This is a genomic window from uncultured Methanobrevibacter sp., from assembly GCF_934746965.1.
In the GTDB taxonomy this organism is placed as follows: Archaea; Methanobacteriota; Methanobacteria; order Methanobacteriales; family Methanobacteriaceae; genus Methanocatella.
The window spans coordinates 142,686-168,850 of the sequence record NZ_CAKVFS010000003.1; the positions used below are offsets into that span (position 1 = coordinate 142,686).

General features: G+C 25.1%; 30 protein-coding genes and 2 pseudogenes. 18 read left to right on the forward strand and 14 right to left on the reverse strand.

What is annotated here, in order from left to right; translation table 11 throughout:
* Entirely contained in the window at positions 1–276 is a 276-nt protein-coding gene (locus Q0984_RS03400) for a hypothetical protein (RefSeq protein ID WP_299523578.1), read from the forward strand.
* On the opposite strand, the gene Q0984_RS03405 is transcribed toward Q0984_RS03400, so the two are convergent.
* Genes Q0984_RS03405 through Q0984_RS03415 form a run of 3 tightly spaced genes read right to left on the reverse strand, consistent with a single transcriptional unit; the run spans position 271 to position 1,422 of the window.
* On the reverse strand, positions 271–543 hold the full coding sequence (locus tag Q0984_RS03405) for a hypothetical protein (RefSeq protein ID WP_299523581.1): 273 nt from the start codon (positions 541–543) through the stop codon (positions 271–273). The genes Q0984_RS03400 and Q0984_RS03405 overlap by 6 nt on opposite strands.
* Before the next feature lies 1 nt (position 544).
* On the reverse strand, positions 545–988 hold the full coding sequence (locus tag Q0984_RS03410) for a hypothetical protein (protein WP_299523584.1): 444 nt from the start codon (positions 986–988) through the stop codon (positions 545–547).
* 5 nt (positions 989–993) lie between these two features.
* Entirely contained in the window at positions 994–1,422 is a 429-nt protein-coding gene (locus tag Q0984_RS03415; protein ID WP_299523586.1) for a hypothetical protein, read from the reverse strand.
* A gap of 61 nt (positions 1,423–1,483) precedes the next feature.
* Between Q0984_RS03415 and Q0984_RS03420 the strand changes: the two genes are divergently transcribed.
* Both Q0984_RS03420 and Q0984_RS03425 read left to right on the forward strand, forming a co-directional pair.
* On the forward strand, positions 1,484–2,188 hold the full coding sequence (locus Q0984_RS03420) for a hypothetical protein (protein WP_299523589.1): 705 nt from the start codon (positions 1,484–1,486) through the stop codon (positions 2,186–2,188).
* A 212-nt stretch (positions 2,189–2,400) separates the two neighbouring features.
* Positions 2,401–3,000 (forward strand): hypothetical protein, encoded by a 600-nt coding sequence (locus Q0984_RS03425; protein WP_299523592.1) that lies wholly within the window; start codon positions 2,401–2,403, stop codon positions 2,998–3,000.
* 31 nt (positions 3,001–3,031) lie between these two features.
* On the opposite strand, the gene Q0984_RS03430 is transcribed toward Q0984_RS03425, so the two are convergent.
* Complete coding sequence (locus tag Q0984_RS03430; RefSeq protein WP_299523595.1) at positions 3,032–3,982, reverse strand: ketopantoate reductase family protein; 951 nt, start codon at positions 3,980–3,982, stop codon at positions 3,032–3,034.
* Positions 3,983–4,157: 175 nt separating this feature from the next.
* On the opposite strand from Q0984_RS03430, the gene Q0984_RS03435 reads away from it, so the two are divergent.
* A complete protein-coding gene (locus Q0984_RS03435; protein WP_299523597.1) occupies positions 4,158–4,940 on the forward strand; it encodes an Ig-like domain-containing protein in 783 nt (260 codons plus the stop codon).
* Between the two features lie 90 nt (positions 4,941–5,030).
* Complete coding sequence (locus Q0984_RS03440; protein ID WP_299523600.1) at positions 5,031–5,585, forward strand: manganese efflux pump MntP family protein; 555 nt, start codon at positions 5,031–5,033, stop codon at positions 5,583–5,585.
* A gap of 103 nt (positions 5,586–5,688) precedes the next feature.
* Here Q0984_RS03440 and Q0984_RS03445 read toward each other — a convergent pair whose 3' ends face one another.
* Together Q0984_RS03445 and Q0984_RS03450 are read right to left on the reverse strand one after the other, a co-directional pair.
* On the reverse strand, positions 5,689–6,192 hold the full coding sequence (locus tag Q0984_RS03445) for a class I SAM-dependent methyltransferase (protein WP_299523818.1): 504 nt from the start codon (positions 6,190–6,192) through the stop codon (positions 5,689–5,691).
* 112 nt (positions 6,193–6,304) lie between these two features.
* Positions 6,305–6,763 carry a hypothetical protein gene (locus Q0984_RS03450; protein WP_299523603.1) on the reverse strand — a complete coding sequence of 153 codons (459 nt, stop codon included), beginning with the start codon at positions 6,761–6,763 and terminating at the stop codon, positions 6,305–6,307.
* A 125-nt stretch (positions 6,764–6,888) separates the two neighbouring features.
* Here Q0984_RS03450 and Q0984_RS03455 point away from each other — a divergent pair, with 125 nt between their 5' ends.
* The 9 genes and pseudogenes from Q0984_RS03455 (at position 6,889) to Q0984_RS03495 (ending at position 14,970) form a co-directional block, all read left to right on the forward strand.
* The gene (locus Q0984_RS03455; RefSeq protein ID WP_299523606.1) at positions 6,889–7,470 is read left to right on the forward strand and encodes a helix-turn-helix domain-containing protein; all 582 of its coding nucleotides are present in this window, start codon (positions 6,889–6,891) and stop codon (positions 7,468–7,470) included.
* 28 nt (positions 7,471–7,498) lie between these two features.
* Positions 7,499–9,145 (forward strand): AMP-binding protein, encoded by a 1,647-nt coding sequence (locus tag Q0984_RS03460; protein WP_299523608.1) that lies wholly within the window; start codon positions 7,499–7,501, stop codon positions 9,143–9,145.
* A gap of 35 nt (positions 9,146–9,180) precedes the next feature.
* A complete protein-coding gene (gene cas2 / locus Q0984_RS03465) occupies positions 9,181–9,465 on the forward strand; it encodes a CRISPR-associated endonuclease Cas2 (protein ID WP_299523610.1) in 285 nt (94 codons plus the stop codon).
* Positions 9,462–10,466 carry a CRISPR-associated endonuclease Cas1 gene (gene cas1 / locus Q0984_RS03470; RefSeq protein ID WP_299523612.1) on the forward strand — a complete coding sequence of 335 codons (1,005 nt, stop codon included), beginning with the start codon at positions 9,462–9,464 and terminating at the stop codon, positions 10,464–10,466. The genes cas2 and cas1 overlap by 4 nt, the downstream gene beginning before the upstream one ends.
* Positions 10,467–10,978: 512 nt before the next feature.
* A pseudogene (locus Q0984_RS03475) lies at positions 10,979–11,188 on the forward strand (signal recognition particle protein Srp19); the annotation flags it as partial.
* Positions 11,189–11,268: 80 nt separating this feature from the next.
* On the forward strand, positions 11,269–11,853 hold the full coding sequence (locus Q0984_RS03480) for a hypothetical protein (protein WP_299523615.1): 585 nt from the start codon (positions 11,269–11,271) through the stop codon (positions 11,851–11,853).
* 71 nt (positions 11,854–11,924) lie between these two features.
* Positions 11,925–12,224: a hypothetical protein gene (locus Q0984_RS03485; RefSeq protein WP_299523618.1), complete on the forward strand. Its 300-nt coding sequence runs from the start codon at positions 11,925–11,927 to the stop codon at positions 12,222–12,224.
* Positions 12,225–12,436: 212 nt separating this feature from the next.
* Entirely contained in the window at positions 12,437–14,395 is a 1,959-nt protein-coding gene (locus tag Q0984_RS03490) for an Ig-like domain-containing protein (protein ID WP_299523621.1), read from the forward strand.
* Between the two features lie 239 nt (positions 14,396–14,634).
* Positions 14,635–14,970, forward strand: coding sequence for an EF-hand domain-containing protein (locus tag Q0984_RS03495; RefSeq protein ID WP_299523624.1), 336 nt, complete (start codon positions 14,635–14,637; stop codon positions 14,968–14,970).
* 96 nt (positions 14,971–15,066) lie between these two features.
* Here the strand turns inward: Q0984_RS03495 and Q0984_RS03500 are convergent, their stop codons facing one another.
* Complete coding sequence (locus tag Q0984_RS03500) at positions 15,067–15,339, reverse strand: hypothetical protein (RefSeq protein ID WP_299523627.1); 273 nt, start codon at positions 15,337–15,339, stop codon at positions 15,067–15,069.
* Positions 15,340–16,294: 955 nt separating this feature from the next.
* A complete protein-coding gene (locus tag Q0984_RS03505; protein WP_299523630.1) occupies positions 16,295–17,374 on the reverse strand; it encodes a tyrosine-type recombinase/integrase in 1,080 nt (359 codons plus the stop codon).
* A 552-nt stretch (positions 17,375–17,926) separates the two neighbouring features.
* Here Q0984_RS03505 and Q0984_RS03510 point away from each other — a divergent pair.
* From Q0984_RS03510 to Q0984_RS03525, 4 genes are all read left to right on the forward strand, one after another.
* Positions 17,927–18,460: an exodeoxyribonuclease VII large subunit gene (locus Q0984_RS03510; protein WP_299523821.1), complete on the forward strand. Its 534-nt coding sequence runs from the start codon at positions 17,927–17,929 to the stop codon at positions 18,458–18,460.
* A 366-nt stretch (positions 18,461–18,826) separates the two neighbouring features.
* Positions 18,827–18,994, forward strand: a complete 168-nt coding sequence (xseB, locus tag Q0984_RS03515; protein WP_299523633.1) for an exodeoxyribonuclease VII small subunit — start codon at positions 18,827–18,829, stop codon at positions 18,992–18,994.
* Between the two features lie 193 nt (positions 18,995–19,187).
* Positions 19,188–20,399, forward strand: a complete 1,212-nt coding sequence (locus tag Q0984_RS03520; protein WP_299523636.1) for an ATP-binding protein — start codon at positions 19,188–19,190, stop codon at positions 20,397–20,399.
* 124 nt (positions 20,400–20,523) lie between these two features.
* Positions 20,524–20,823 carry a hypothetical protein gene (locus tag Q0984_RS03525; RefSeq protein ID WP_299523639.1) on the forward strand — a complete coding sequence of 100 codons (300 nt, stop codon included), beginning with the start codon at positions 20,524–20,526 and terminating at the stop codon, positions 20,821–20,823.
* Between the two features lie 108 nt (positions 20,824–20,931).
* Here the strand turns inward: Q0984_RS03525 and Q0984_RS03530 are convergent.
* The 6 genes and pseudogenes from Q0984_RS03530 to Q0984_RS03555 form a co-directional block, all read right to left on the reverse strand.
* Positions 20,932–21,065 (reverse strand): annotated as a pseudogene (locus tag Q0984_RS03530) (transcription initiation factor IIB).
* Positions 21,066–21,085: 20 nt separating this feature from the next.
* The gene (locus tag Q0984_RS03535; protein ID WP_299523642.1) at positions 21,086–22,009 is read right to left on the reverse strand and encodes an ARPP-1 family domain-containing protein; all 924 of its coding nucleotides are present in this window, start codon (positions 22,007–22,009) and stop codon (positions 21,086–21,088) included.
* Positions 22,010–22,018: 9 nt separating this feature from the next.
* Positions 22,019–22,369: an HIRAN domain-containing protein gene (locus Q0984_RS03540; RefSeq protein ID WP_299523645.1), complete on the reverse strand. Its 351-nt coding sequence runs from the start codon at positions 22,367–22,369 to the stop codon at positions 22,019–22,021.
* A gap of 1 nt (position 22,370) precedes the next feature.
* Complete coding sequence (locus Q0984_RS03545) at positions 22,371–23,783, reverse strand: nicotinate phosphoribosyltransferase (RefSeq protein WP_299523648.1); 1,413 nt, start codon at positions 23,781–23,783, stop codon at positions 22,371–22,373.
* Positions 23,784–24,191: 408 nt separating this feature from the next.
* On the reverse strand, positions 24,192–24,845 hold the full coding sequence (locus Q0984_RS03550) for a tetratricopeptide repeat protein (protein WP_299523651.1): 654 nt from the start codon (positions 24,843–24,845) through the stop codon (positions 24,192–24,194).
* Between the two features lie 70 nt (positions 24,846–24,915).
* Complete coding sequence (locus Q0984_RS03555) at positions 24,916–26,163, reverse strand: lipopolysaccharide assembly protein LapB (RefSeq protein ID WP_299523654.1); 1,248 nt, start codon at positions 26,161–26,163, stop codon at positions 24,916–24,918.
* Positions 26,164–26,165 lie beyond the last annotated feature (2 nt).

The following is a 26,165-nucleotide window of genomic DNA, read 5'->3' on the forward strand; positions in this document are numbered from 1 at the left end:
GTGTTAAGATTTGTAACAACTAGAAGACGTTTATTAAGAAAAGGTGTGTATAAGTATAATCGTGTTAGGACTAGACAGCAACAGTATGTAAGAGAAAATAAAAATTTAGTTAAATCACACCAGAATCCTAAAAAAGAAATTTCCGCTACTAAAAGACGTAAGTTAAGACCAAAAAGAGAAGCAGAAAAAGGGTTTAAAATGTCTTATAAATATAAGTATTATAGTAATTTTTATATTGTTGATGATGAAGAAATTGAAGAAGAAGATGATTTATAATTTTTCTAATTCTTCTTTATTTATAATCTTTTTTTCATCGTGAATATTCACAATGATCCCTGAGAATTCATCATCTTTTTTAGCAAGGTCTTTGAATAATTGACTGGAAACTTTAATTGGTTCATAACCAATTACATTTAAATATTTGCAACCTTCATGATACATAGTCATGTCACTAAAAACAGCTATTTTAAAATTTTTTATAGTTCCAATAGCTATGAAATCTCTTTCATCACCTTGACCTAAAACAGGACAAATGTACTCCATATTAAAAACCACCATTTCTATCCATCATGAAATTTTGTGAGTGTGGATTAATAACTAATCCCTGAAAGTTTTCATCATTACTAGCTAATTTTTCAATATCCTCAATAGATAAAATTTTACAACTTAACTTATCTAAAAACAATGTGGATATTTTAGATTTACCTTCTTTGTATTCTGTAATATCTGTAAATATTGGAATTATATAATTTTTAGAACCCTGAGTAATATTAAATTTTACAAATTTTTCCGCCTCATCAATTAAAGTTAAATAAACTTCCTGAGGATATGTTTCTTTAATATTAATTTTAATAGAATTAAGCTCTACTGAATTCTCATTTTTAAGTTCTTTAGCTATTGTAGCATATAAATTAATAAATTCTTTCAGTTGACTTTTAGATGATTTTGTTCCATCTTTTTTATAAGTTTCTAAGTCTTCAATTTTCATAAGACTCAACAGCAGTCTTCGTGATCTTCAACAACATTTTGACTAAATACTACAAAATCATATTTAGGTGGATTAATAGCTATTCCAAGGAATGCATCATCATCTAAGTATGTTTCTAATATTTCTGTAGATGATACGATTTCTGTTTCAAATGTAGCTTTTTCATCTTCTGTTTTGAATATTTCAATAGCTTCTTTTACTTCTTCATCATCCGTATATAATGGTATGAAATATTCATCATCATCACCTATAATTAATGAAACAATTTCTTTTTCATCTCCATCGTTATGAGTTACAAGATAAAAGTTGTTATCAAATATTACATGGTCGATTTCATGTCCTAGTTGATGTAACTCTTCATGATTTTCCTGTGTGTCTTCAATATTCATGTATTTTTCAATTAATTCCTTAAGGTTATTTTCTTTTATTTCCATTTAAATCACCTATAGTTTATAAATAGGTTTAATTCATATATATAGAAGTAAGGTTTTAATAATGTCAATTAATTTAAAAGAAAAATTAGCTAAATTAATTTTTGAATATGATGAATTAAAATTCCATATCTGTCCAGAAATTGAAGAAATATATTTGCTTAGTTTTGGTTTTATTGAATGTGAAGCTTATAATTTAGATATTGAATTAGAAATGATTAAAAAATATATTGAATTATTTAAAAAGGGTGTAGATACTTCAAATATTGATTCATGTATTGACTGTGAGTTTAAAAATTCAATTGACATGTTAAAAAAATATATGGATGAATTAGACTTAGCTATTGAACAAAAAGAAAATCAGACTAAATTGTCTGATGATGAGTTAAACAGTTTAAATAGTCTTTATCAGGATTTAATTTATAAATTACATCCTTCTTTTAATCCTATTCAAAGTACTTATGAAGCAGATTTGTTTGAAGAGATTGTTGAAGCTTTTGAAACTTATGATTTAACTACTATGAGATCTTTAGCTATTTTACTTCCTGAAGACAAAAGTATTTTTGAAGATGATGATTTTTTTATAAATGAGATTAATAAGATTAATCAGAAAATTTATAATATTAAAAACTCTTATCCATATAACAAAAAGGAAATACTTGATGATGAAACATTGTTTAATGATTATAAGATGCAATTGTTAGATGTTGTAGCTAATAATTATTTGTTGATTGAAGAGTATACTAAAAAATTAGAAAATTTAATTTAAATATATTATGAGTATTCATCCTCCTAAACACCACTAAAGGAGTAATAGCGAATACTCATATTTTAACCATCACCATTGTTCGTATTCGTAAAAAATAAGTTATAGTATACGAACACTATTATATTTAGTCTTAAAGTATATAAAGTTTTATAATTAATTTTCTAAAAAATGTTAATAAAATGTTATATGTGAGTTAATACAAATATATTTATATGATTTCAAAGAAGATTTTAATATCTTTACTTTTTATTAGTTTAATAATTTCAATTAATTGTGTAAATGCAGTAGATAACTCTGATTGGAAAACAGTAAAAGTAAATAACGTTGATTTTAAAGTACCTCCAAAATATCAAGGAGGTGAACTTAGTAATAGTGATAATTGTTATATGATTACTAATATTTTTACATTTGGTATTAGATGTGTTGATGATTATCTTGATTCTTCATATGGGGATGATTATAATTTTAAGGCTAAAAATTCAACTATTGGAACACATGATGTGTCATATATTACTGAATATGTGAATGTTATAAAACATAATGTGTCTTATGTATATTTTTCTTCAGGAGATTCAATTTATTGTATATCATGGAATGGTCAAATGAATGAAGAAATTGAAGAAATGATAATTAACACTCCAGATTCTTCTTATGATGCAGATACATTTTATGGAATATTAGATGAAGCAAGACATAAATATGATGATGATCAAGCTGCTGAAAAACAATCTATTGAGTATGAAGATATACTTAGAGCAAATAATAAGCATCATCATTATTATTATTCCTATCCTTATTGGTATAGAATGTAAGTTTATTAGAAAAAATAACTAATAAACTTTTTTAAAATTCTGATTCAATTGATTTGATTAAGTTATAAATAGTTTTATTTGTACTTACATCCACATCATATTTTTTAGCTAATTTAATAACTGTCCCATTTAAGGTGTCAATTTCTGTTTTAATCTTTTTTTGAATATCCTGATAAGTAGAAGAATAATGATTGTAGGTATCAGGAACTAATTTTGAGTAGAATAATTTTTTATATTCCTCAGGTGAATCCCATAATGTTGAGTATTCACTTTTTTTAATAACTTCAAATATTTCTTCTATAATATTATTCATGATATTTTTAGAATATTCATTTTCAGTTAATTTACCATATGTACAATTAAGGATTACTCCAAGAGGATTTAATGCACAATTATAAAGCATTTTAGCCCATAAATATTTGTCTATTTCATGGCTTATTTCACAGTTAATTCCAGAAGCACTAATCATTTGAGCTATTTCGGTTAGAGGTTCTGGATCTACATTTTGAAGTGATCCTAAAAGAATAGGTTCAGTGTATACAGTTATTTCACTAATATGTCTTTGAGGCCTTGAAAATCCTGTAATTACTCTTGCACAATATACTTCTTTTTTTGAAAAATATCTTAAAAATGGTTCATCATTACCAAATCCATTTTGGAATATTATTATTTTACAGTTATTTTTTAGAATATTTTTATGATTAGCTAATTTTTTACTTATGTCATTATTAGCTACTGTTTTACTGCATATAAAAACATAATCAAAACTTTCACTTGGAATATCATCATAATTTGTATATACCTGATATTCATCAGGAGTAAATGAGTAATGTTTGAATAATCCTGTTCTTTTAAGTCCATTTTCTTTAATTGCAGTAGCCGTTTTTCCTGTTGCATAAAAAGACACTTGTGCTTTTTGGGAAAGCATAGATGCACCTAAACCTAACCCTACTGCACCTGATCCATCAATTAAAATATTCATATTTTTAATTCCTTTTGTTATTAATATTATTTTGTTTTTATTTTTATAAATTAATTTCTCAAGAAAACAAAATAAAATGTTTATAATTGTTTTTAATTTTTTTTAAGTAAATTTTTAATATCATAATAAACATATCATTTTTTAGTACTATTTGATTATAGTGGAGGTTAAAAAAATGGATAAACTAAAATATTCTATTTTTCTATTCATTCTACTTTTATTAATTACTCCTGTAATTTCTGCTGTAAATAATGATGTTGAAGTGGATAATACAAAAGCTGAATCTATGATTATTATTAATGTGGATAATATCACTACTGGAGATATAATTGTTCAGGTTAATGAGGATGCTACTGGTGTTATTAATGTAAATGTTGATGGGAAAGTGTTTTCTGCTCCTATTGATAAAGGTGTGGCTACTTTTAATGTGGATAATTTAGATGAAGGTTCTTATGATGTTTTAGCTACCTATGATGGTGATGAAAACTATTTATCATCTACAAATACTTCTACTTTTGAAGTAAGAAAAAATCCTGAAGTGGAAAAATATGCTACACATATTTCTGTTTCTGCTAAAGATATAAAAGAAGGAGAAAATGCTATCGTTAATGTTATGTTACCTTCTGATGCTACAGGAACTGTAACTGTAAGTGTTCATGATAAAAGTTATACTAACCAATTAATTGACGGTAAAACTAGTGTAAGTATTCCAGGATTAACAAAAGGATCATATTTGGTTAATGTTAATTATAGTGGAGATAATAAATATCTTCCTAATTCAACACACGTATATCTGGATGTAGATAAAAAAGCTGCAGATTTACCTGTAATTAACAATGCTCCTAAAGATAATAATGCTGATAGTGTAGGTATTAATGCTACAACAGGTCTTCCAATACTTATATTGGCAATAGCTTTAGTTATAATTGTTTCTATTGTCATTCTAAAAAGAAAATAATTATTTTCTTATTTTTTCTATTTTTAATAATCTATATTAACTATTAAAAACAATATTGTATACTAGAGAGTATAACTTACGAAGAATAATATGGATACGGCATTAATTTCAATTATTATAATAGCTATTGCATTGGCAATGGATGCATTTAGTGTTTCACTTACAAAGGGATTCACTCAAAAAAATTTAACAAATTCACAAATTCTATATTATGGATTATTTTTTGGTATTTTTCAATTTATCATGCCAGTATTAGGATATTTATGTGGAACTACAATAAGTTCATTTGTATCAACAGTAGCTCCCTGGATTGCATTTTTCTTACTTTTAGCTATTGGATTAAACATGATTCGTGAAAGTTTAAGTGATGATGATGAAGATATTTTAGATACTTTTAGCTTTAAAGAATTAACTTTACTTGCTATTGCAACAAGTATTGATGCATTTGCAGTTGGAATTACCTTTGCATTGTTAAATACTGCATTATTACTTCCATGTACTATTATAGGTATTGTAGCATTTATATTTACTATTATTGGTATTTTCATTGGAAAAAAACTTGGAAATTATTTTGGGGACAAGTTCGAAATTGTTGGTGGAATTGTCCTTATTTTAATTGGTATTAAAATTTTACTTGGATATTAAATATCCAATATCCTTTTTTATATTATTAAATTAATTACACCTTTAATTATTTTAATAAAAAGTTTATTGTATACAATTAAATGACTGGGGTATTTTAATTTAGTTATTTCATGTTTTTAATAATAGCTACACATAACGGTTGACCTACCATAAAAACTTTATAATTAATAATTTTCAAATCATGTTTTTCTAAAAACGATAAATAATCATTTTTAGACCATTCCTGACTCTTAAATACAAACAACTTTAAACTTTTAAGCATTAAACGCTGAAATAAATTTCCTTTAATATAAGTTGGAAGTATTAAAATTCCATTATTTTTTACAACACGTTTAAGCTCATTAATAGCTATTTCAGGATTATCTAATAAATGTAAAACATTAGCTGCTAAACACACATCAAAATAATCATCTTCATAATCTATTTTATTTAAATCTCCTGTAAAATAATTGATATTTTCTAAATTTTCAGATTTATCTTTAGCTTTTTTAATCATTTCAGCAGAATAATCAAATGCAGTAATTTTATTCACATGTGGTGAAAGTAAAGTTGTGAAAGCTCCAGTTCCACAAGCAGCTTCAAGTAATTCATCACTTTTTTTTAATATATTTTAGAATAAAATCAATTAATTCTTTGTTATTAATTTTATTTCCAATTATTTTATCATAAACTATAGCATATCTATTCCAAAAAGATTCATTATTCATAATATCTCAAACTTAATAATATAATCCTGTTTTACATATAGGACATTTCTTTCTTTTTCCAATAAATGTTTCTCCACAGTTACTGCATCTATACATATTTTTGTCACAATCAAGTTGTGATCCACAGTTTTCACAATAAGGTTTAGGACCTGTAAACACGTGATTACAATGGATACAGTAATATTTTGTTTTATTAGTTAATTTATTTTGAATACTTCTTTTGATTCCATAATAATAAACAATTACAAGTACTAATGCAAATAATGTAAGTATTAAACTTCCAATACCGGCAATTAATGCCATAATTAAACTTATAATAATTAAAGTTACAATCCATTTTCCAGCTTTATAACTATAATTTTCAATTTTTGCTTTATATATTAAATTATTTGACGTTTGATTTGACAATCTTCGTTGACTTTCTTTTTTCCCATAATATGTTAATAAAATATCTTCTTTTGAAGGAGGCATGTTATCACCACTTGTTATATATTATTTTTTAATAACTTTTACTATTTAATATGTATTATTTAAAATAAATTTATTAATAATAACAAATAAAATTATTAGTATATTAAAATGGTTATGGTGGGAAAATGCCTAATAAAAACAAGATTGGAGAAAAAATTAAAACATTAATGAATGTTAGAAATGTGTCACTTGAAGATTTAGCTAATGACAGTGATGTTAATATAGAATTGATTGAAAAAATATTAAATGGTGAAATTATACCATCACTTACTCCTTTAACAAAAATAGCAAGAGTCCTTGGTGTTAGAATAGGCACTTTTATTGATGATGATGAACAAACAGGACCATTAGTAGTTAGAAAAGGAAAAAGTGACAAGGTAGTTTATTTCTCAGGTGATGAAAACAAAACTGATGACAGTAATTTGGAATTCTACTCATTGGCTGCTGGAAAAAGTGACAGAAATATGGAACCTTTCATCATAGATTTAAAAGAAGATAAAGAAAAAATCCATGAACTTAGTTCCCATGAAGGTGAAGAATTTATTTACGTTCTTGAAGGTTCTATTGAAGTTATTTACGGTAAAAATAATTATGTTTTAGAAACAGGTGACAGTATATACTATGACTCAATTGTATCACACCATTTACATAGTTATAATGATGAAACAGCAAAAATATTAGCTGTAATTTACACTCCATATGATTAATTTTTATTATTTTTAGAGGGTTTTTTAGATGTTATTTACTGAAGAAACATTAGCTGACTTTTTCGAAAAACAAGTAGAGAAACTTCCTGATCATGAATTTTTAGTTTATCCAGATAGAAACTTAAGATTTACTTATTCTGAATTCAATGAAAGAGCAAATAATTTAGCAAAAGGATTAATGGCTATAGGAGTTGGAAAAGGTGATCATGTTGGAATATGGGCAAAAAATGTTCCTGAATGGTTAACATTCATGTTTGCAACAGCAAAAATTGGTGCAGTTTTAGTAACTGTTAATACTGCTTACAAAAGCCATGAATTAGAATATATCCTTCAACAATCAGACATGAAAGCATTAGCATTAACTGACAGATTTAGAGATAATGACTATATAGATATAATCTATGAACTTGTACCTGAACTTAAAACTTGCCAAAGAGGAAAATTAACTTCTGAAAAATTCCCGTTTTTAAAATATGTTATTCATGTAGGTCAAGATAAACATCGTGGAATGTATAATACTAATGAATTATTATTATTAGGTCAAAATCAAGATGATGAAATTCTTAAAGAAATCAAAAAAGAATTTGATAATAATGATGTAGTAAATATGCAATATACTAGTGGTACAGAAGGTTTCCCAAAAGGAGTAATGCTTACCAGTAGAAATATCTTAAATGACGGATATTATATTGGAGAAAACATGAACTTCTCCAAAGAAGACAGATTATGTATCCAGGTACCATTATTCCATTGTTTCGGTTCAGTTTTAGGAGTTATGGCAGTAATTACTCATGGTTCAACAATTGTTATGTTAGAAGAATTTGATCCACTTTTAGCTCTTTCAGCTATTCAAAAAGAAAAATGTACTGCAATACATGGTGTTCCAACAATGTTCATTGCAAAATTAACACATCCAATGTTTGACATGTTTGATATGTCATCACTTAGAACAGGAATCATGGCAGGTTCAACATGCCCTATAGAAACTATGAAAGAAGTAATAGACAAAATGAACATGACTGAAATCACAAGTGTATATGGGCTGACAGAAGCATCACCGGGAATGACACAGACAAATGCAAAAGACACTTTTGAGAAGAAAGTAAATACGGTAGGAACTCCTTTCCCAAATGTGGAAGTTAAACTTATAGATCCAGACACAGGTGAAGATATAACCGAAGTAGGTAAAAAAGGAGAAATAGTCTGTAGAGGATTTAATGTAATGAAAGGATACTATAAAAATCCTGAAAAAACAAGAGAAGTAATAGAAGAAGATGGATTTTTACACTCTGGAGACTTAGCTACAATAGATGAAGATGGATATTACTCAATTGTTGGAAGAATTAAAGACATGATAATACGTGGAGGAGAAAACATATACCCACGTGAAATAGAAGAATTCATATATACAATAGATGGAGTCCAAGATGTTCAAGTAGCAGGAATACCTGATAAAAAATATGGAGAAATCGTAGGAGCATTCATAATAAAAGAAAAAGGCTCAGATTTAACTGAAGAAGATGTAAGGGACTATGCAATCAGTAAAATAGCTAGATACAAAGTTCCAAAACATGTATTCTTTGTTGATGAATTCCCATTAACAACCAGTGGAAAAATCCAAAAATATAAATTAGGAGACATAGGTTTAGAATTACTTAAAAAACGTGAAAATTAAATTAAATTTTCATTCCACTTTTTTTTTTTTAAAATGTGATAAAATTGAAAACACTAGTTTTATTTAATTTAAAATTCAAAAAAGATATTTTAAAACTTAAAAGAATCTTAAACTATAACGCATTTAAACAAATAAATGAAAAAACATATATTGGAAATTTAGATAATACTGAAATACTTATTTTAAAAGAAAAAATATCTAAAATAACTGATGAAAACGGATTTATAATAATAATCCCAATATGTGGGGCATGTTATAATAAAATCACATATTTTGGAAAAGAAATAAAACTAGAAGAAGAAAAATATAAGATATTATGAAATTAATAATTGACGGTTACAATAAAACACTAAGAAAAAAAGACAATCAAATAGTAGTTATGGAAAAAGACTATGAAATATACAGAATTTCTGCAAATAAAGTATCAGATATAACTATAATGGCTAAAGGCCATATAACATTCGATGCATTAAATTTAATAGCAAAAAACAATATTAAATTAATCAGTATCAACTACTTTGGTCAAATTAACTATACCTTAGAATCCCCAAATCAAAACAATGTTATTTTAAAAAAATTACAATACCAAGCTAGTGAAAACCATAAAGGACTCCTAATTTCAAAAGAATTCATAACATCTAAAATGAAAAACCAGAAATCAACAATTAAAACACTAAATAAGAATAAAAAAATTAAAGAAGTTAAAATAATTGAAAATAAAATTAAACAAAACATAAAAGATTTCAAAAACTTCAAAATAATCCCTACTGATGATGTATTCACCTCTAAAAATAAAATAATGGGATTTGAAGGAATAACCTCTGTTAATTATTGGGAAGCAGTAAGTTTACTACTACCTGATGAAATTAATTTCAAAAACAGAAACCAAAAACCAGAAAATGATATTGTAAATTCCATGCTAAATTATGGATATGCAATACTTGCTTCCGAAATTGCAAAAAATATTGTAACCTCAGGACTTGATCCATACTGTGGATTACTACATGCAGATTTAAAAAGAAGACAAAGCTTAATTTTTGATTTAATAGAAGAATTTAGACAACAAATAGTCGATAAAACTGTGTTTAAATTAATAAACACTAACCAAATTAACGAAACAGACATAGATAAAAGAAACAATTCATTAAAACTAGAATCTAGAAAATTATTAGCTAGTGAAATAATGGCAAAAATTCATAGTGATTTAACTTTTGAAAATGAAAAAGTAACATATGCAAAAATCATTGAAAACCAAACAAAAAAATTAGTAAATTCATTACTTAATAATAATGTTTATACAGGATTTTATTTAAACTGGTAACTGATTTTAGGAAACCCCCCTTATTTTAGTAATACTTTTATACCTTCCTAATAATACTTTTCAAAGAAGAATCCAGATGTGTTTAAATAGTATAAAAAAGAAAATAAAAATAGAGTTTGTTTCTTATAGAAAGATACGAATAAAATTTAACATCATCAAAAACATAACGATTAAAAGGATAATAATTGCACTGTTTTACAATGTTTGTAGGGTTACGGAATAATCTCTCTGAAGCACTCATCGTATCTCCTCCTTATTCCGTACCTGGGGCTGTCTCTGAGATGGCTCAGGAACACGATAAACTTCATCACATCTAAACAATCCACATAACCACCCCCATAACCTTTTAATCATCATTTATTCCACCTACTACAAACAACACCCGTATCACCTTGATATTTTCCATCATAAGGACACTCACAAGGGCTTGATAGTGTTTCAAAGACTATTTGACATAAACAGTCACCATAATTTAGTTTGTTTCTTATAGAAAGATACGAATAAAATTTAACTTATGTAGATATTTACAAAAAAAAGGTTTCAATCCTGCTGTTGTATGTACTGATACATGGAGACCTGCAGCTTATGAACAATTAAGACAACTAACTGAAGAAATGCAGGTTCCACTTTATGGGGATCCAGATAATAAAGATGCGCTTGATTTAGCTCAAAAAGGTTTGAAAGAGTTTAAAAATAGGAAAGTTATAATTTTTGATACTGCTGTTTGTTTCTTATAGAAAGATACGAATAAAATTTAACTGAAGAAGTAATAACTCGTGCAGATAATCTAAAATATAAAACTTTGATTAAAAAATGTTTAAATAATGAATTATCTAATCCATCAGATGAATTTGTTAAAGTTATTGGAAAACAAGTTTATGATGGTGTTTTAACTCAATCTGTGAAAGAAAGATTTTCCACAATCATCTCTAAGGTATCTACAGAAATCATTAATGAAAAAGTTGAAAAAAGATTATCTGATGCAGTTTCTAATAATGATGAATATCATTTAGATGATCAAGTAGAAGAAACTGAAGTTAAAAATAATGATGGGGTAGTGACAACTGAAGAAGAATTAGAAGGGTATTATATTGTTAAATCTATTGCTAGTGAACTTATTGATGGAGATAGAGTTACAATGAGAGATAGAAAAAGTTATTGTAATATCTTGTTAGACAATCATCAATTTTACACTATTCTTAGATTACATTTTAACAATACTGATAATTTAAGAATTGAATTATTTGATAATGTGGATATTGGGCATAATGGAATGAAAATTGGTGAGAAAATAAGTGTGGAAAAAGTTTCGGAGTTATATAATTATAAACAAAGAATATTAAGTACAATTAAGGAGTATGTTGAAGTTAAAGATAAAAAAGTATAATTATGTATTGTTGAGGTTTATGTTTGTTTCTTATAGAAAGATATGAATAAAATTTAACTTATTTTGCAAGTGTGGAAGTAGATGGAAAAGTATACTACTTTGATGATGCAACATGTGATAAAATGTGTGAATATGATTCTAACTTTGCAACTGGATTCATGAGCCAATTTGGTGGAGAAAGTAATAGTGCAGATATTAAAAATGCTATTGGATTAAAAGTTGGATCAATCAGTTCTGAAGAAACAACTGATCCTTTTTATCAAAGTGTTGGAAAATCATTTAGTTTTGATTTTGAAAAAGGAGAAGTAGGGTTAAATAGTGATGCTAATATAATAACCGCAGTTTATGATGATAATGGGGATAAATTATAAAAATTTATTTCTATTATTTTTACTTTTTTTTATTTGAAATTTAATTTTACTCTCAAAAATAGTATTATTTTAAATTAGATTTAATTAATTTTCAAATCATTATTTAATTCTAAAATTAGATAAATATTTTATAGAATAAACATTAGATATACTAATAAGAGCTTTTTTTATTAGCTCTACTTTTAGTTAAATAAAATGGAGGTGAAAGAGACATGAATTTTAAATATGCAAGTTATACAGTATTAATATTTTTAATTACATTATTATGTTTATCAACTGTATCTGCTGTTGAGGACACTAATGTGACTGATAATTATCAATTACCTATAAATGATACTAATCCTGTAACTGGAGAAACTTCTGGAAGATATTTGATAAATATTAGTGAAGAAGTTGAGTACAGTGATAATGTGATTATAACCGTTAATATTAATGATACTAGATTTCCTGATTATCCTGTAGATTATCCTAATGATTATTTAGACTTTGTTTTGACAGATTCTCAAGGAAATGAGTGGTATAATAGGATCAAAGATATTACAAATGGTACTGGTATTGTACCAATATACAATAATCCTAATTTAACTGTTGGTACTTACGGAGTTTATTGTTACTACTTTGATGGTTATGACTGGATTGGAGAGCTTACTACAAATATTACTATCTTGAAAGGAAATCCTGTATTGAATATTGATGTAAATGATATTTGGTATGGTGAAATAGCTAATATAAAAGTTAATATTAATCAATTTAATGCAACTGGTAACATAACAATTACAATTAATGGTAAAAATTATACGTCAAATATTATAAATAGAACATCATCTTTTTCTATTTCTGATTTAGATGCTGGAAAATATACTATTGATGCAATATACAATGGTAATGAAAAGTATAATGTTGCTAAAGCTAATACTACATTTAATGTAAATAAATTTGATTCTAGTGTAATTGTTAGTGCTGGTGATATTTTTGTTGGTGATGATGCGATTATTATTGTTAATGTATCTGATGGTGCAACAGGTATTGTAGCTATTACTGTAAATAGTAAGCAGTATAATGTAACTCTTGATGATGGAACTGGAATTTTAAAACTTAATAATTTAACTTCAGGTGAATATAATGTATCTGCTAACTATTTAGGGGATAATAAATATTTACCTAGTGAAAACACAACTACATTTAATGTAAGTAAGTTGGATTCTAGTATGGTTGTTAGTGTTGATGATATTTTTGTTGGTGATGATGCTGTTATTGTTGCTGATTTTGGTGTTGATATTAGTGGTAATGTTACTTTTGTAGTTGATGGTGTTAGTTATGTTGCTGTTATTGAGGATGGTGTTGCTAAAATTAGTATTCCTGGTTTAAGCAGTGGCAGTTATGTTGTTTCTGTTATTTTCCAAGGAAATGAAAAATACAACTCATGTAATGGTACAAGTGTTTTCAATGTAGCTAAACTTAATTCTAGTGTGATTGTTAGTGCTGATGATATTTTCGTTGATGAAAATGCAACTATCATTATCAAAGTATCTGATGGTGCAACAGGTATTGTAGCTATTACTGTAAATAGTAAGCAGTATAATGTAACTCTTGATGATGGAACTGGAATTTTAAAACTTAGTAATTTAACTTCAGGTGAATATAATGTATCTGCTAACTATGTAGGAGATGATAAATATTTACCTAGTAAAAACACAACTACATTTAAAGTAAATAAATTAAATACTCCAATTTCAGTTGTCATTGATAATAAAACTGATGTTGTTATTATTAAAGTTATAGTCCCTAATGATGCAACAGGTAACATAACAATTACTGTTGATGGTAAAAACTATACTTCAGAGATTATAAATGGAACTGCAAATATCAAAATTAGTGGATTAAATGAAGGAAACTATAATATCACAATATATTATGATGGTGATGATAAATATCTAGCTAATTCTACTAATTCATCATTTGTTATCCAATTTAATCATGATGATAATAAAACTGATGTTGATGACAATACATCTATCGATTTAAATAATGATAATGTAATTGATTCTGAAGAAAATAGTATCGCAACGGATAATAATAAATCAACTAATTTAAATTTAAATACTGGTAATCCATTATTAATTTTATTAATGGCTTTAATCATGTTAATTCCATTAAGAAAACGTAAATAATAATGGAATTATCTTTTTTTCTTTTTTTTTACTTTTATTATTTTTCAAGAAATTTATTATATTTCAGATGAAAAATTAAAAATCAATTTTTAGAAAAAATACTTTTGAAATAGTTTCAGTTAATTTTTTTCAGTTAAATAGTATTATATCTTGATAATAAATAGTTATAAATATATAATATTAAGTATATATGAAAATATATGAAAAAATATATGAGTTTGTTCTTTATTTTATTATTTTTGATATCTATTTCATTAGTGTGTGCTGGTGAATTATCGAATTATGAAACTTCAGTATCAAATAGTAATGATGATTTGATGTTTATTTTATTAGTGTGTGTCAATGAATTATCTAATCGTAAAATTCCAGTATCTTTGCAGACTTTTAATGATTTAGATACTGATCATGATGGAAAACTTGATATGCATGAATTTGATGAATATGGTTGGTTTTTCATGACAGATTCAATGTGGAATGGTTACCCTGTAGAAACAGCAATTGAATGTGAATGGGATAATCTTGAATCTGACGGTGATGGATTTATATCTTATAATGAGTTTAAAGAAATGTTTTAATTAGAATATATTGAAATATTTAATATTTGATTAGAGTGTATAATGAATGAATATAATTATTCACTCTTTTATAAACTCATATCTTTTTATTTTTTTTTAATGATTTAGTTGCCAGGGTCGTCTTCTTCTGTGATCTTCTTTTTTAATATGTTGTTGATAGTTATCTGTTTTAAAATATTGATATTCAAAATTTTGTGTTGTTTGTTGGTTGTTGTTTGTATAATCCATATTAGATAAATTGTAATTAGCCGAACAAATACTGTTTTGAGTGTCGATAGATGTATTGTTATCTTCAGGAATTGCATATCCTGTTGAGATTAAGCATATGTTTATTAATGAGATTATTAAAGTTTCCATAATTTTTTTCATAATTTTTCACCATTACCTGTATTTTTTAATTAAAATACTTTATTGCTTGCTAATATGGATATTATAATATATAAATATATTTGTTTTAATTTTAAAACTATTAACGACCTTTGTTTAATATTTTAGGCTTTTTATGATGAGATATTGTTTGGTTGTTCATCCCCAGTTTATCATTTTGAGCAGTTTAAATTAATTTCGTTAAATATTTTTTAATTGGTAATTTATTTTAAATATTAATATAATATTTAATATTAGATATTAATTTTATTAATTTTCATAATTTTTATTAAATTTAATATACCTATTTAAATTATTGATTGAATGTATCTATTTAATGAAAGTATTAATTAAAATTATCTATTTTGAATATATACATATATATGAATTTGTTAATTTAGTGCATTTTTTAGTTAAAATTTCAGTTAAAAATTATTAAAATATGATTTGAGTAGAATATGTAATATGTATTATTTATATATTTTACAGAAAATAGTTATTATATAAAAATAAGCATTATATTAATAATATATATTAATTATATAATAAGTATAATATATAATTATATATTTATATATATTTAATTATCTTACTAATTTTACAGAATATAGATATATACGGAAGTATTCGGCATACTAATGCCGACTAAAGTAATATTTAAAATTTAATAAATTTTATGGAAAACTTATGGATAAGGGGATATTTTCTTATTTAAATGGTTATTAGAAGTTATTTTTACTATTATGTAAATATTAACTAAAATAGATATTTTTAATAGATGATTTAGCGTTATTTATCAATAAAACTCTGTATAATTTATTTTTATCTTAATATTTATAAAAATTAAAAATTTTAATGAAAATAAAATTTAACAAATCTATCTAAATATATGTGCATGATATAGGTCAAGCTGTTTAAATTAGATGATTTTATTAAAAAAGTTTAAAAGAAAGCTAAATTACATAGCTTTCATATTATTTAGCTTTAATTTTTGTTTAATATGTTCACGATCAACATGAATATATTTATCTGTAGTTTGGCTATTACTGTGTCCTGCTATGCTTTGAACTTCAGCTACTGTTAGGATTTCAGCATAATAGCTTAATGCAGTGTGTCTAAGAATATGAACACTAACATTTTTACTATAATTAACAGGACAATCTATGTTTTCATTAACTATTCGTTCATCACTTAACTTAGCATACTTTTTTATGACTTCTTGGACTGCACGTTTACCAATACGTTTTCCTTTCTGATTTATGAAAAGTTCTTCGCGAGTTTTTTCAATTTCAGCTTTCTTTCGCTGAATAACAGGCCTATAAATATTATGAGTATTTTTTCTAAGTTTTGTTATACGTTCACGAATCATATCATTAAGACTAGCTAATGTATCATAAGTTATAAATGTAGTACGATCTTTTGATTGTCCTTTTGTCGTTTCTGCACGTAAATGAACTTCTATATAGCTATTCCTATCTTTTGGTAAAATATAAAAACCATTTTCATCTAATGGAACTTGAACATCAGTTTTATTAAGACCAACTAATTCTTTTAACCTAACTCCTGAATCAAGAAACATAGCACAAATTGCATAATCTCTTAAATTACCGTTTAATTCGATTGTTTCTAGTAAAAAATTGCTTTGTTGTTTATTTAAGCTTATTTTTTCAATTCTTTTTTTAGCAGTTTCAGGATCTTCGACTTTAACTTCGATAATATCCTTCATTTTAATGGGATCATGTTGTATTTCTTCTTGTATTTCTTCAGAGTTGATGAATTCTAAAATATTCATCATGTATGTTTTTACTGTTGTTCTTTTGTTTCCTCTACTTCTAAGGCAATGTCTTCTATAGTGTCTTAGTTGTTTTTTAACATTTTCACTGTCTAATTCTTCAATTCCTTCATTTTCAAGGTAATTTATGAATTGATTTATATTAAATGTTTGTTTTTTGATTGTTTCGGATGTTAGGTTTTTTATTTCTTGTTTTTCTTCAAGATATTCATCTAAATAGCTTGAAAGTTCTTTTGTAGCAATCATAATCTTTTTTCACCTAGTTTATGATTTTCTAATCCCAATTTTTGCTACATTTTATTCTTTGTTTTTTTAATATATAAAACATTCGTATCTTTCTTTTAGTTACGTATATTATTACATAAAATATACGTTCTCTTTATATATAAAATTAGGTGAAAAATCTGTTTCTTGAGAATATGTCAAAAAGTCACCAGCACATATAGGTTAGCTAATACAAAAAGACCATTTTCTTTAAAAATTAGATTTGTAATAAAAATTTAATATTAATTGGTGTATTAATTGAGTGAAAATTACAGTTATTTTATTACTTCAATAAATATTGCAAATAATATTATTAAAAAAAGATGACCTATAAAAATAGTTATCTGAGATACTACAGTACAAGGAGCTGATTTTACCAGAAGCATCACTAGAAATATATTATTAGTTAATAAAGCAGATGTTAATATGATAATTGTAGGTCGTGGAGGAAAGAGTACTCAGAATTTATAGAATTTTAACAAAGAAGAAGTTGTACGCTCAATAGCTAATTCTGAAAAATCAGTTATAATAGCTATTGGTCACTCAATAGATATAACACTTTCAGATTTGGCATCTGGTAAAGTTGCAGCAACACCAACAAAAGCGGCTGAATTAGTAGTTCCAAATAAAATTGAAATTAATGAAAAGCTAAAAAATATTGAAACAAGATTAAATGACCTGATAAATTCAAAATTAGATAATCTAACACATAGAATCAACATTTCCAAAAACAATAAAACATTTAAAGATCTTATATCTAAGTATAAAAATCATCATACAAATTTGTTTTTATTAAAAACAACTGTTGATAAATCTTTAAATCAGCTGATTCAGTCTAATAAACTGCAATTTGACGGATTTAATAATTCTTATGTTCTTAATAATCCTGAATATATCTTGGATAAAAAAGTCGGTAAAATTAATTTATTTAAAAATGAATTATACAATAACATTACCAGTTATATATGGGCATGTGAAAATAAAGTTAATTTATGCTCTGAAAACCTGAAATCTTTAAATTTATCTGAATCTTTTGAATTAAAAAACAATTTTTTTAGATTTAATTGAAAATAATTTAAATAATTCAATTAACAATAAATTAAATTTCTATACTCATAATTTTGAAATAATTAAAAATAAATATGTTTTCTATCCATGTCATATATTAGATGATAAATCTGACAGGATAACTGAATAAATATAAGTTTAGATGCAGAAATTACCAAGACATTAAACAGCAACGAGAATGAATTAAAGATTCTTGAAGAAAAATTAAAGATTTTAAATCCCGAAGAATTATTGGAAAAATGATATGTTGTAAAAGGTCCAGAGGAAATAAGAAAATCAAAGGCTAAAAATGTACTTATAATCATATTTTTTAGCTGTTGTTATAGTACTGTTAATTTTACTTAGTTTGAAATAAAAGGTGATAACATGACTAAAAGTTTTGAAGAAAAGTTAGAAGAATTGGAAAAATTAGTTAAACAATTAGAATCAGACAATGTTCCGTTAAAAAAAGCTGTTGAGTTGTATACTTGGGCAAATATATTACTTAAAGAGTGTACTGAATTAGTTTTAATCATTTTCTGTTTATTTTTATAAAATTACTGCCTTTTTGATGCTTAAGATAATTTCATTTTTAAATTATATATTGATGATTTTTTTAATTATTTGTATTTTTAAATTATATAATGAATAAAAATCATGATTTTATTAATTTTGTTCATTATACAATTTAAAATTAGAAAAATTTATTATCAATTAAAAATATAAATAATATCACGAGATGATTTTTATGATAAAAAGAGAATTATATTTGTCAAAAATACGTAAATTCATTGATAAAGAAGAAATTAAAGCTATAACTGGAGTTAGAAGATGTGGTAAAACTTGTTTACTTAAACAAATTATTGATGAACTTGAAAAACGTGGGGTAAATAATGAAAACATTCTATACGTATCATTAGAATCATCTAAATACGACAACATTAAAGATTATGTGGATTTAAATGAATATATATTTAAACAAACTGAAAATCTCAAAGGAAAAATATATTTACTTTTTGATGAAATCCAATTAGTTTCCAATTGGGAAAAAAGTATTAATGCATATAGAATTGATTTAAATTGTGATATTTACATTACAGGTTCAAATTCCAAATTATTATCTGGAGAATTAGCTACTTTAATTTCTGGCAGATATATCAAAATAGACTTATATCCATTTTCATTTAATGAAATATTGGAATATTACAAAGTATCTACTGGAAATTTAACAAAAGATAATGAAAAATCAATATTTAATAAATATCTTAAATATGGAGGACTTCCAAGAGTTCTTGATTTTGATGATGATGAAAAAATAGATTATTTAACAGATATCTATAGTACTATTGTTCTTAAAGATATAATTTATAGAAATAATATGCGAAATATTGGTTTTTTAGAAAGGCTAATAAAATTTTTAATAACAAACACAGGTCAGATATTTTCTGTTAACTCTATTAAAAAGTATTTGAAACATGAAAATATAAATGTCTCAACAAATACAATCAGTACATACTTAAAACATATTACTGAAGCTTATATTTTATTAAAAGCACAAAGAGAAGAAATAAAAACAAAAAAACTTCTTAGTGTTAATGAAAAATATTATTGTATTGATCCAGGATTTTATCAATTACAGGCTGGAGTTAATAAGTCAAGAGGACAAATATTGGAAAATGTAGTATTTTTAGAGTTAATCAGAAGAAAATATAGGGTTAGTGTTGGAAATATTGGAAAACAAGAAATTGATTTTATATGTAGAAAACATGATAAAACTATTTATATTCAAGTATCAGAGTCAATTTTAGATGAAAATACACGTGAAAGAGAATTTAATCCTTTAGAGAAAATATCTGACAATTATCCTAAATATGTATTAACATTAGATGACTGGGACTACTCTAAAAATGGAATAACTCATTTAAATGTAATTGATTTTTTAAAAAATGAAAATATATGAAAATTGAATCTTTTGTATTTCTAATGTATTAAAAATAAACTTGAATCTCAGGTGCTTGTTGAAAATGGAACGAGTGTTTATTATAATCAAAATACAGGAACTTATACAATATTTATAGGTAATAATGAATCATGATAATATTTTAATTACAACACATGATAAAGATTTATTACTAACTATTGTAAATAGTGTTATCTATTCCAATGCTAATAAAACTAATAATACTCCCAATAGTGATTTAAGCACCTCACATACTGTTAATATAAAAAAAGACACTTCTTCAAATGATACCTCCATTGATGATGATTACTATGATTACAGTTCAGGAAGTTTTAGTTCTTCTGGATCTGATTCAGGTTCTTTTGATTATGGTTCATCATATGAAAGCTCTTCAGAACATGTAGAATTTACTAATATCGATTAGCAACAATTTAGAAATAAGTTTTTAAGGCAATAGAATTTATCTCTCACCTTTTTCCCATTACATATTTTTTTAAGGACCATATTGTATGAATTTATCATCTATAACTAATCAGCATCTTCTGCAGACTAATTCACACCTGTAATTATCCATTACAAAATCAACTGATCCTCAATTTGGGCAGTGCCTTTCCTCTTAGTACTGTTTGTTTTATAGTTTAATCCATTACATTCATAATTAGTCATTTTTATTCCTCCCAATTAAATTAACATACTGTCTGTTTAGTATCTTGTATATTTTTTACAAATCTGTTATTTACTGCTGGTTTTTCAATTTTTTTAAAGAAGCTGGCGTGTACCATATTATTTTTATAAACTAATATATTTCCATTACCATAGCTATTGGAAATTTTATAATATTTTCCTAAACCTACAGCTTCTTGTTTAATAAATGAATTAGGATTTATGCTGGCTAATATATTTTCAAGCTCTTTGTTGGAAATATTTATTTTTTCTTTGTTGGAATTATCAATAATGTAACTTCTAAGTAACATTTCATTATACTTTTCATATAATGAATGATTATTAAATATTTCAATTCCTACTTTGTTTTCTACAATGTATATTGCTCCAATCTGATTATTTTCCATTGTGAAGTGTTTTAAATAGCTGTCAATATTGTATTTGTTTTTTTTATAGCTGTCTCTAAGTGCATTTGTTTTTGAGCAGGTGTTTTTATCCTTTTCCAAATCATCAATAGAACTCCATACAACATCTTGACGAAGTTTATTTTTATTGTATACTTTTTTTCTTCGGGTATTTGAGTTAGCTATGTAATTTGAATAATAAAACTCTGATTTATACGTGATTCTTCCTTTTTCAGAACAGTTTACAGGTATTTTCATTTCACTTTTAGAAGGTATTATCATTGTTTGTGAAATAATTCTGTTCTGGATAGATCCTGCAATTTCTTCACCATCAAGTAAAATTAATGGAGATATGGAGTTATTTTTTAATTTTACTTGTTCTATATCTGATTTACTATATTCTTCAATCTTTACAAGCCCCATTTTCAGTCCTTCTTTTAAATCTAAAACATCAAATGGAGTATTGGTATCACTCAAAATAGGAACTACTGTCATGTTTTCGTAATCTTGCCTTTCAGCCAAACTCAAATGCTTTAAATTCATTTTAATCACTTATATAAAGTTCAAATCATTTTCAGGGTCTTTTTTTAATTCATCTATTTCATCAGGAGTTAATATTTTAGCTATTGTTATTTCATTGTTGTAGAATTTAATTTGTGCATAATCTTCATCTAATATCTTATCATAAATTCTACCAGCACTCATTGTTCCTCTAATTACAGTATTTGTACTGTTTGATACATATGCTACTTGTCCAGCATGTCTCATTTCAACTTTAATAGCTTCATAATCATAGTTATTGTCTTTTTCTTTTATTAATTTAATGATTCCATCTTTTTTAAAAGGTTTTATTCCAAAATAATGTTTCATACCTATTAAAGTAATATACATATCATCTTTCACTTTATCTCTTCCTTGTGTAAGTTAGTGTCCTGTTTTTAATATCTTGGAAATTTTCTTGTCTGATTAATTCACCATTTTTAAATACAGTCTTTAAGTAATCTTTATTTTCATTAGCTATTGTAACTGTTTTAAAATGATTACTTTCTTTTATTAATTTAAATCTTCCAGTTTTTGATTTTTTACTACTATCTAAGGGGTTTTTAAAGATATCATACCAGGTTCCATTTCTTAGTTGGGCTGAACATTTAAATGCATTTCTTTGAGTGTCTCTAGTTATTGATGAATGTAATCCTCCACCCATTCCAAAGATAATATTCTGTGCTGCCCATCCATTTGATTTCATTCCGAATAATATATCTCTTATTTTATGATAGTTTAAACCATCTCCCCATAGTAACCCAATGTTTTTTGCAAAAATTTTATAACCATTAGAAGTTTCAGTAGTTCCAAAACCTTCCCCAAGTATATTTAAACAATCAAGAGTTGTTGAAACTGGTTCTCCACTATCTGGTCTAAATACTACTTTATTCCCTTTGGTTTTTTCTAGAAATTCATTAACTTTATCATTTAATTCATTTCCTTTTTTGCTGGCTTGTTTTAAGAATTCTCTGTAGTTGTAACTATCAATTACTATAGATAATACTCCATCTTTCGCATTTTCAATAACATTAATAGTCTGTTTTATTTCACCTTTTTCACCTAAAGAGGTCATTACACTGTGTTCTGTTGCTTGTACAGAAAAACCATAAATATTATTATCATTGTAGTAATTTTCAGGTATTGTTAATGCTGGAATTGTATCAGTTCCTTTAAAACTTAGAAGATGCGCACTTCCACACAGTTTTGCAGATTCTGTTGAAGTAGCTCCCCTATATCCAAAATCATGCAACATAAAGTCTAAGTTTTCTTTACTTGATTCAGTTACCTGTAAATAGAAATTACAAAGTTTTCTTACTTCTGCTGACAATGTGGCTACTGTTGATGGATACCATACCTGTAATAATAATGATTCTAAGTAATTTGGTAACCAATAACATTGTTTGTCTGTGTTTTCAACAGTCATTAAAACATTTCCCACTTCTATTGGTGTTCCTTCATTTACTGCTTTTATTTCTATTGGTAATTTTCCATCAAGTTCATTAGCTATATACATCCAGTCATCATAGTTGAATATATCTTTACCAATATGTGCTTCAATTAGATTATTTGCTTGATTTACTTTCTCTTGAGTTACAACTTCCCCTTTTAAATACTTTTTTATTATGTATTGGAGGCCGTAAAAGATAGTTTTGTTAAACTCTGATCCTACTCTACTCTCCAAATATGAATATATTTTTTCAGTATTTTTTGGGTAAAATGAGTGGTGTGTAACTTTGTAACTATCTGTTAGTAAACAAATATTGTTTTCAATCATTTTTAGTACCTCTTTATAATATGATGTATATATGTTGTGATTTTATACTATATAAATATGTCTAATTTGTATTTAAAAAAAGTAATTGTGATAATTTTATGATATATGATTGTAATTTTTAAATATGTAATATTGATAGAAGTAGTGTTTATTATTTATATTTTTATATCATAAAGAAATTAGCATGTATCAAATTATTTTTATAAATCAATGATGTTTCAAATCAGTTATCTGTTTTAATGGAATGATTGACCCAAACTAACAGTATTCATTTTAATAAAATATTTTTTATTTATATTATATTGCTATTTGTAAATATTTCATAGGGTATTTAATTTATATACTTTAAAAAAGCATTGATTAAAAAGTATTTTATTGATTATATTAAAATATAAAAAAATAAAATAGCTATCTTTGAGCTATTTTATATTTAATTAATTGTTTTAATCCATTTGCATCAGAATTTTCAGGTTGTAATTTTAATAAATTATTACAACACTTTAAGGCTTCTTCATATTTACTTAATATTAATAAAGATGCGGTTTTAAAAAATAATGCATCAAAATTATTTGTTACATTTAATATTTTATCATAACACTCAATAGCTTCATTATAAATATTTAGTTTATATAATGTAGTAGCTTTTGCATATATGACTATTATGTCATCTGGATCTAATTCTAAGAGTTTATCACATGTTGTTAATGCTTCATTATATTGGGTGAGTTCAAATTGGGCTGAGAATTTAATAGCTAATACGCTAAAATTGTTTTTGTTTTGTTTTAACAATTCATCACATTTTTTCAGTGTTTTTTTATATTTTCCATGTTCATATAACTCTACAAGTTTAAGATAATTATCTAATGCTTCTTCATATTTGGTTATTAATTCATGGTTTCCAATTAAATTTAGATGATATATACAGATTGTTTTTCCAAGTGTGGCTAAATTGTTGGTAGGATTTATATTTAATACACATTCAAAACAATCAAGTGCTTTATAATAATCTTTTATATTTAATAATTTGTTTGCTTCAATTAATGTGGATATTATTAAATTCATACAACACACCTTTATCTAATTATTAAATAAAGTAATATTAAACCTTATTGTTGTATTCTAATGCAATATTTTAATTTTTAGTCAATATTTCACCCCCATTACAATTAATTGCTCTCAATAAAACTTTTGGAACTTCATCAATATCTCCTAACAAATAAACAACATCGATCATCATAGCTGCTGCTTCTTGATTATTTTTATCAATATCTAAAATATCATAACAAAGATTTAAACATTCTCTATAATCTTTTGAATAATATAGATTAATTGCTTTTTTAAGTGAACCTTCAACTTTATCTTCAGCTATTTCTAAATCAAAAATCAAATCTTGAACTTCTTTTGCTTCAATTACTCTATTTAATTCTATTAATGCAAAAAACTTGTTTTCCCATAATTGAATATTTGTATTATCAATTTTTAATCCTATATCTACGTTTTTTAATACTTCTTCATATTGTTTTAACTTAAGTAAACAATCTGTTTTTGAGATATATGTAACAATATTATGATCATCTCCTTTTAAAGAGCTATTTAATACATTTAAAGCTTCTTCAAATTTTTCAAGTTTCATATACATTTTAGCTTTAGCATTTTTTGTGATACTATCTGCATCATCATTAATTTTATCTAAATACTCAATACAACCATTAATATCATCTAAATTGTATAAAAAAGTAGCTATTGAAATAAGAACAATATTATCATTGGGATTTCTTTTTAAATCATCAAAACACAATTTTAATTCTTTTTCATATGCTTCTTTTGGAATTACTTCATCAATTTCATCTTTTGGAATATAAACTGCAAATTTATTATATGGTTTTATTTTTAAGATTAAATCTTCAACTTCTTTGGCTTCTTTTTTGCGATTAAGTTCAATTAATCCTAATTTTTTTGTATTTAAAATATCTATATTATTACCAAAAATTTCCAAATAGGTATTTGCTGCTTTGATTACTTCTTCAAATCTTTTTAAATAATATAAACAGTCAATTTTTAAATCTAAAACACTTTTATTATAATAATCAACATCCAATATTTCATTAAATATTTTTAAAGCCTCATTATAATAAGATAAATCCATATAAACTATGGCTTTCATTTCTTTTAATCTGATATTATTATCATTTGGAGCTTTTTTTAATAATTTCAATGACTTTTCTTTTTCATCAGTGAAATATAATAAAGATGCAGTGATAATCCTTAATCTATCGTCTTCTGGAGACTCTTTTAAAAGATTACACCAAATGGGTATTTCTTCTTTTAATTCATTTATATCCATATTCTCCCATTTTATTTGATTTAATTCATGTTTCATAA

Excerpts from the sequence above, each read along its gene's own strand:
- Q0984_RS03405 (WP_299523581.1), bottom strand. The coding sequence starts at position 543 with ATGGAGTACATTTGTCCTGTTTTAGGTCAAGGTGATGAAAGAGATTTC.
- Q0984_RS03410 (WP_299523584.1), bottom strand. The coding sequence starts at position 988 with ATGAAAATTGAAGACTTAGAAACTTATAAAAAAGATGGAACAAAATCA.
- Q0984_RS03415 (WP_299523586.1), bottom strand. The coding sequence starts at position 1,422 with ATGGAAATAAAAGAAAATAACCTTAAGGAATTAATTGAAAAATACATG.
- Q0984_RS03420 (WP_299523589.1), top strand. The coding sequence starts at position 1,484 with ATGTCAATTAATTTAAAAGAAAAATTAGCTAAATTAATTTTTGAATAT.
- Q0984_RS03425 (WP_299523592.1), top strand. The coding sequence starts at position 2,401 with ATGATTTCAAAGAAGATTTTAATATCTTTACTTTTTATTAGTTTAATA.
- Q0984_RS03430 (WP_299523595.1), bottom strand. The coding sequence starts at position 3,982 with ATGAATATTTTAATTGATGGATCAGGTGCAGTAGGGTTAGGTTTAGGT.
- Q0984_RS03435 (WP_299523597.1), top strand. The coding sequence starts at position 4,158 with ATGGATAAACTAAAATATTCTATTTTTCTATTCATTCTACTTTTATTA.
- Q0984_RS03440 (WP_299523600.1), top strand. The coding sequence starts at position 5,031 with ATGGATACGGCATTAATTTCAATTATTATAATAGCTATTGCATTGGCA.
- Q0984_RS03450 (WP_299523603.1), bottom strand. The coding sequence starts at position 6,763 with ATGCCTCCTTCAAAAGAAGATATTTTATTAACATATTATGGGAAAAAA.
- Q0984_RS03455 (WP_299523606.1), top strand. The coding sequence starts at position 6,889 with ATGCCTAATAAAAACAAGATTGGAGAAAAAATTAAAACATTAATGAAT.
- Q0984_RS03460 (WP_299523608.1), top strand. The coding sequence starts at position 7,499 with ATGTTATTTACTGAAGAAACATTAGCTGACTTTTTCGAAAAACAAGTA.
- cas1 (WP_299523612.1), top strand. The coding sequence starts at position 9,462 with ATGAAATTAATAATTGACGGTTACAATAAAACACTAAGAAAAAAAGAC.
- Q0984_RS03490 (WP_299523621.1), top strand. The coding sequence starts at position 12,437 with ATGAATTTTAAATATGCAAGTTATACAGTATTAATATTTTTAATTACA.
- Q0984_RS03500 (WP_299523627.1), bottom strand. The coding sequence starts at position 15,339 with ATGAAAAAAATTATGGAAACTTTAATAATCTCATTAATAAACATATGC.
- Q0984_RS03505 (WP_299523630.1), bottom strand. The coding sequence starts at position 17,374 with ATGATTGCTACAAAAGAACTTTCAAGCTATTTAGATGAATATCTTGAA.
- xseB (WP_299523633.1), top strand. The coding sequence starts at position 18,827 with ATGACTAAAAGTTTTGAAGAAAAGTTAGAAGAATTGGAAAAATTAGTT.
- Q0984_RS03520 (WP_299523636.1), top strand. The coding sequence starts at position 19,188 with ATGATAAAAAGAGAATTATATTTGTCAAAAATACGTAAATTCATTGAT.
- Q0984_RS03525 (WP_299523639.1), top strand. The coding sequence starts at position 20,524 with ATGAATCATGATAATATTTTAATTACAACACATGATAAAGATTTATTA.
- Q0984_RS03535 (WP_299523642.1), bottom strand. The coding sequence starts at position 22,009 with ATGAATTTAAAGCATTTGAGTTTGGCTGAAAGGCAAGATTACGAAAAC.
- Q0984_RS03545 (WP_299523648.1), bottom strand. The coding sequence starts at position 23,783 with ATGATTGAAAACAATATTTGTTTACTAACAGATAGTTACAAAGTTACA.
- Q0984_RS03550 (WP_299523651.1), bottom strand. The coding sequence starts at position 24,845 with ATGAATTTAATAATATCCACATTAATTGAAGCAAACAAATTATTAAAT.
- Q0984_RS03555 (WP_299523654.1), bottom strand. The coding sequence starts at position 26,163 with ATGAAACATGAATTAAATCAAATAAAATGGGAGAATATGGATATAAAT.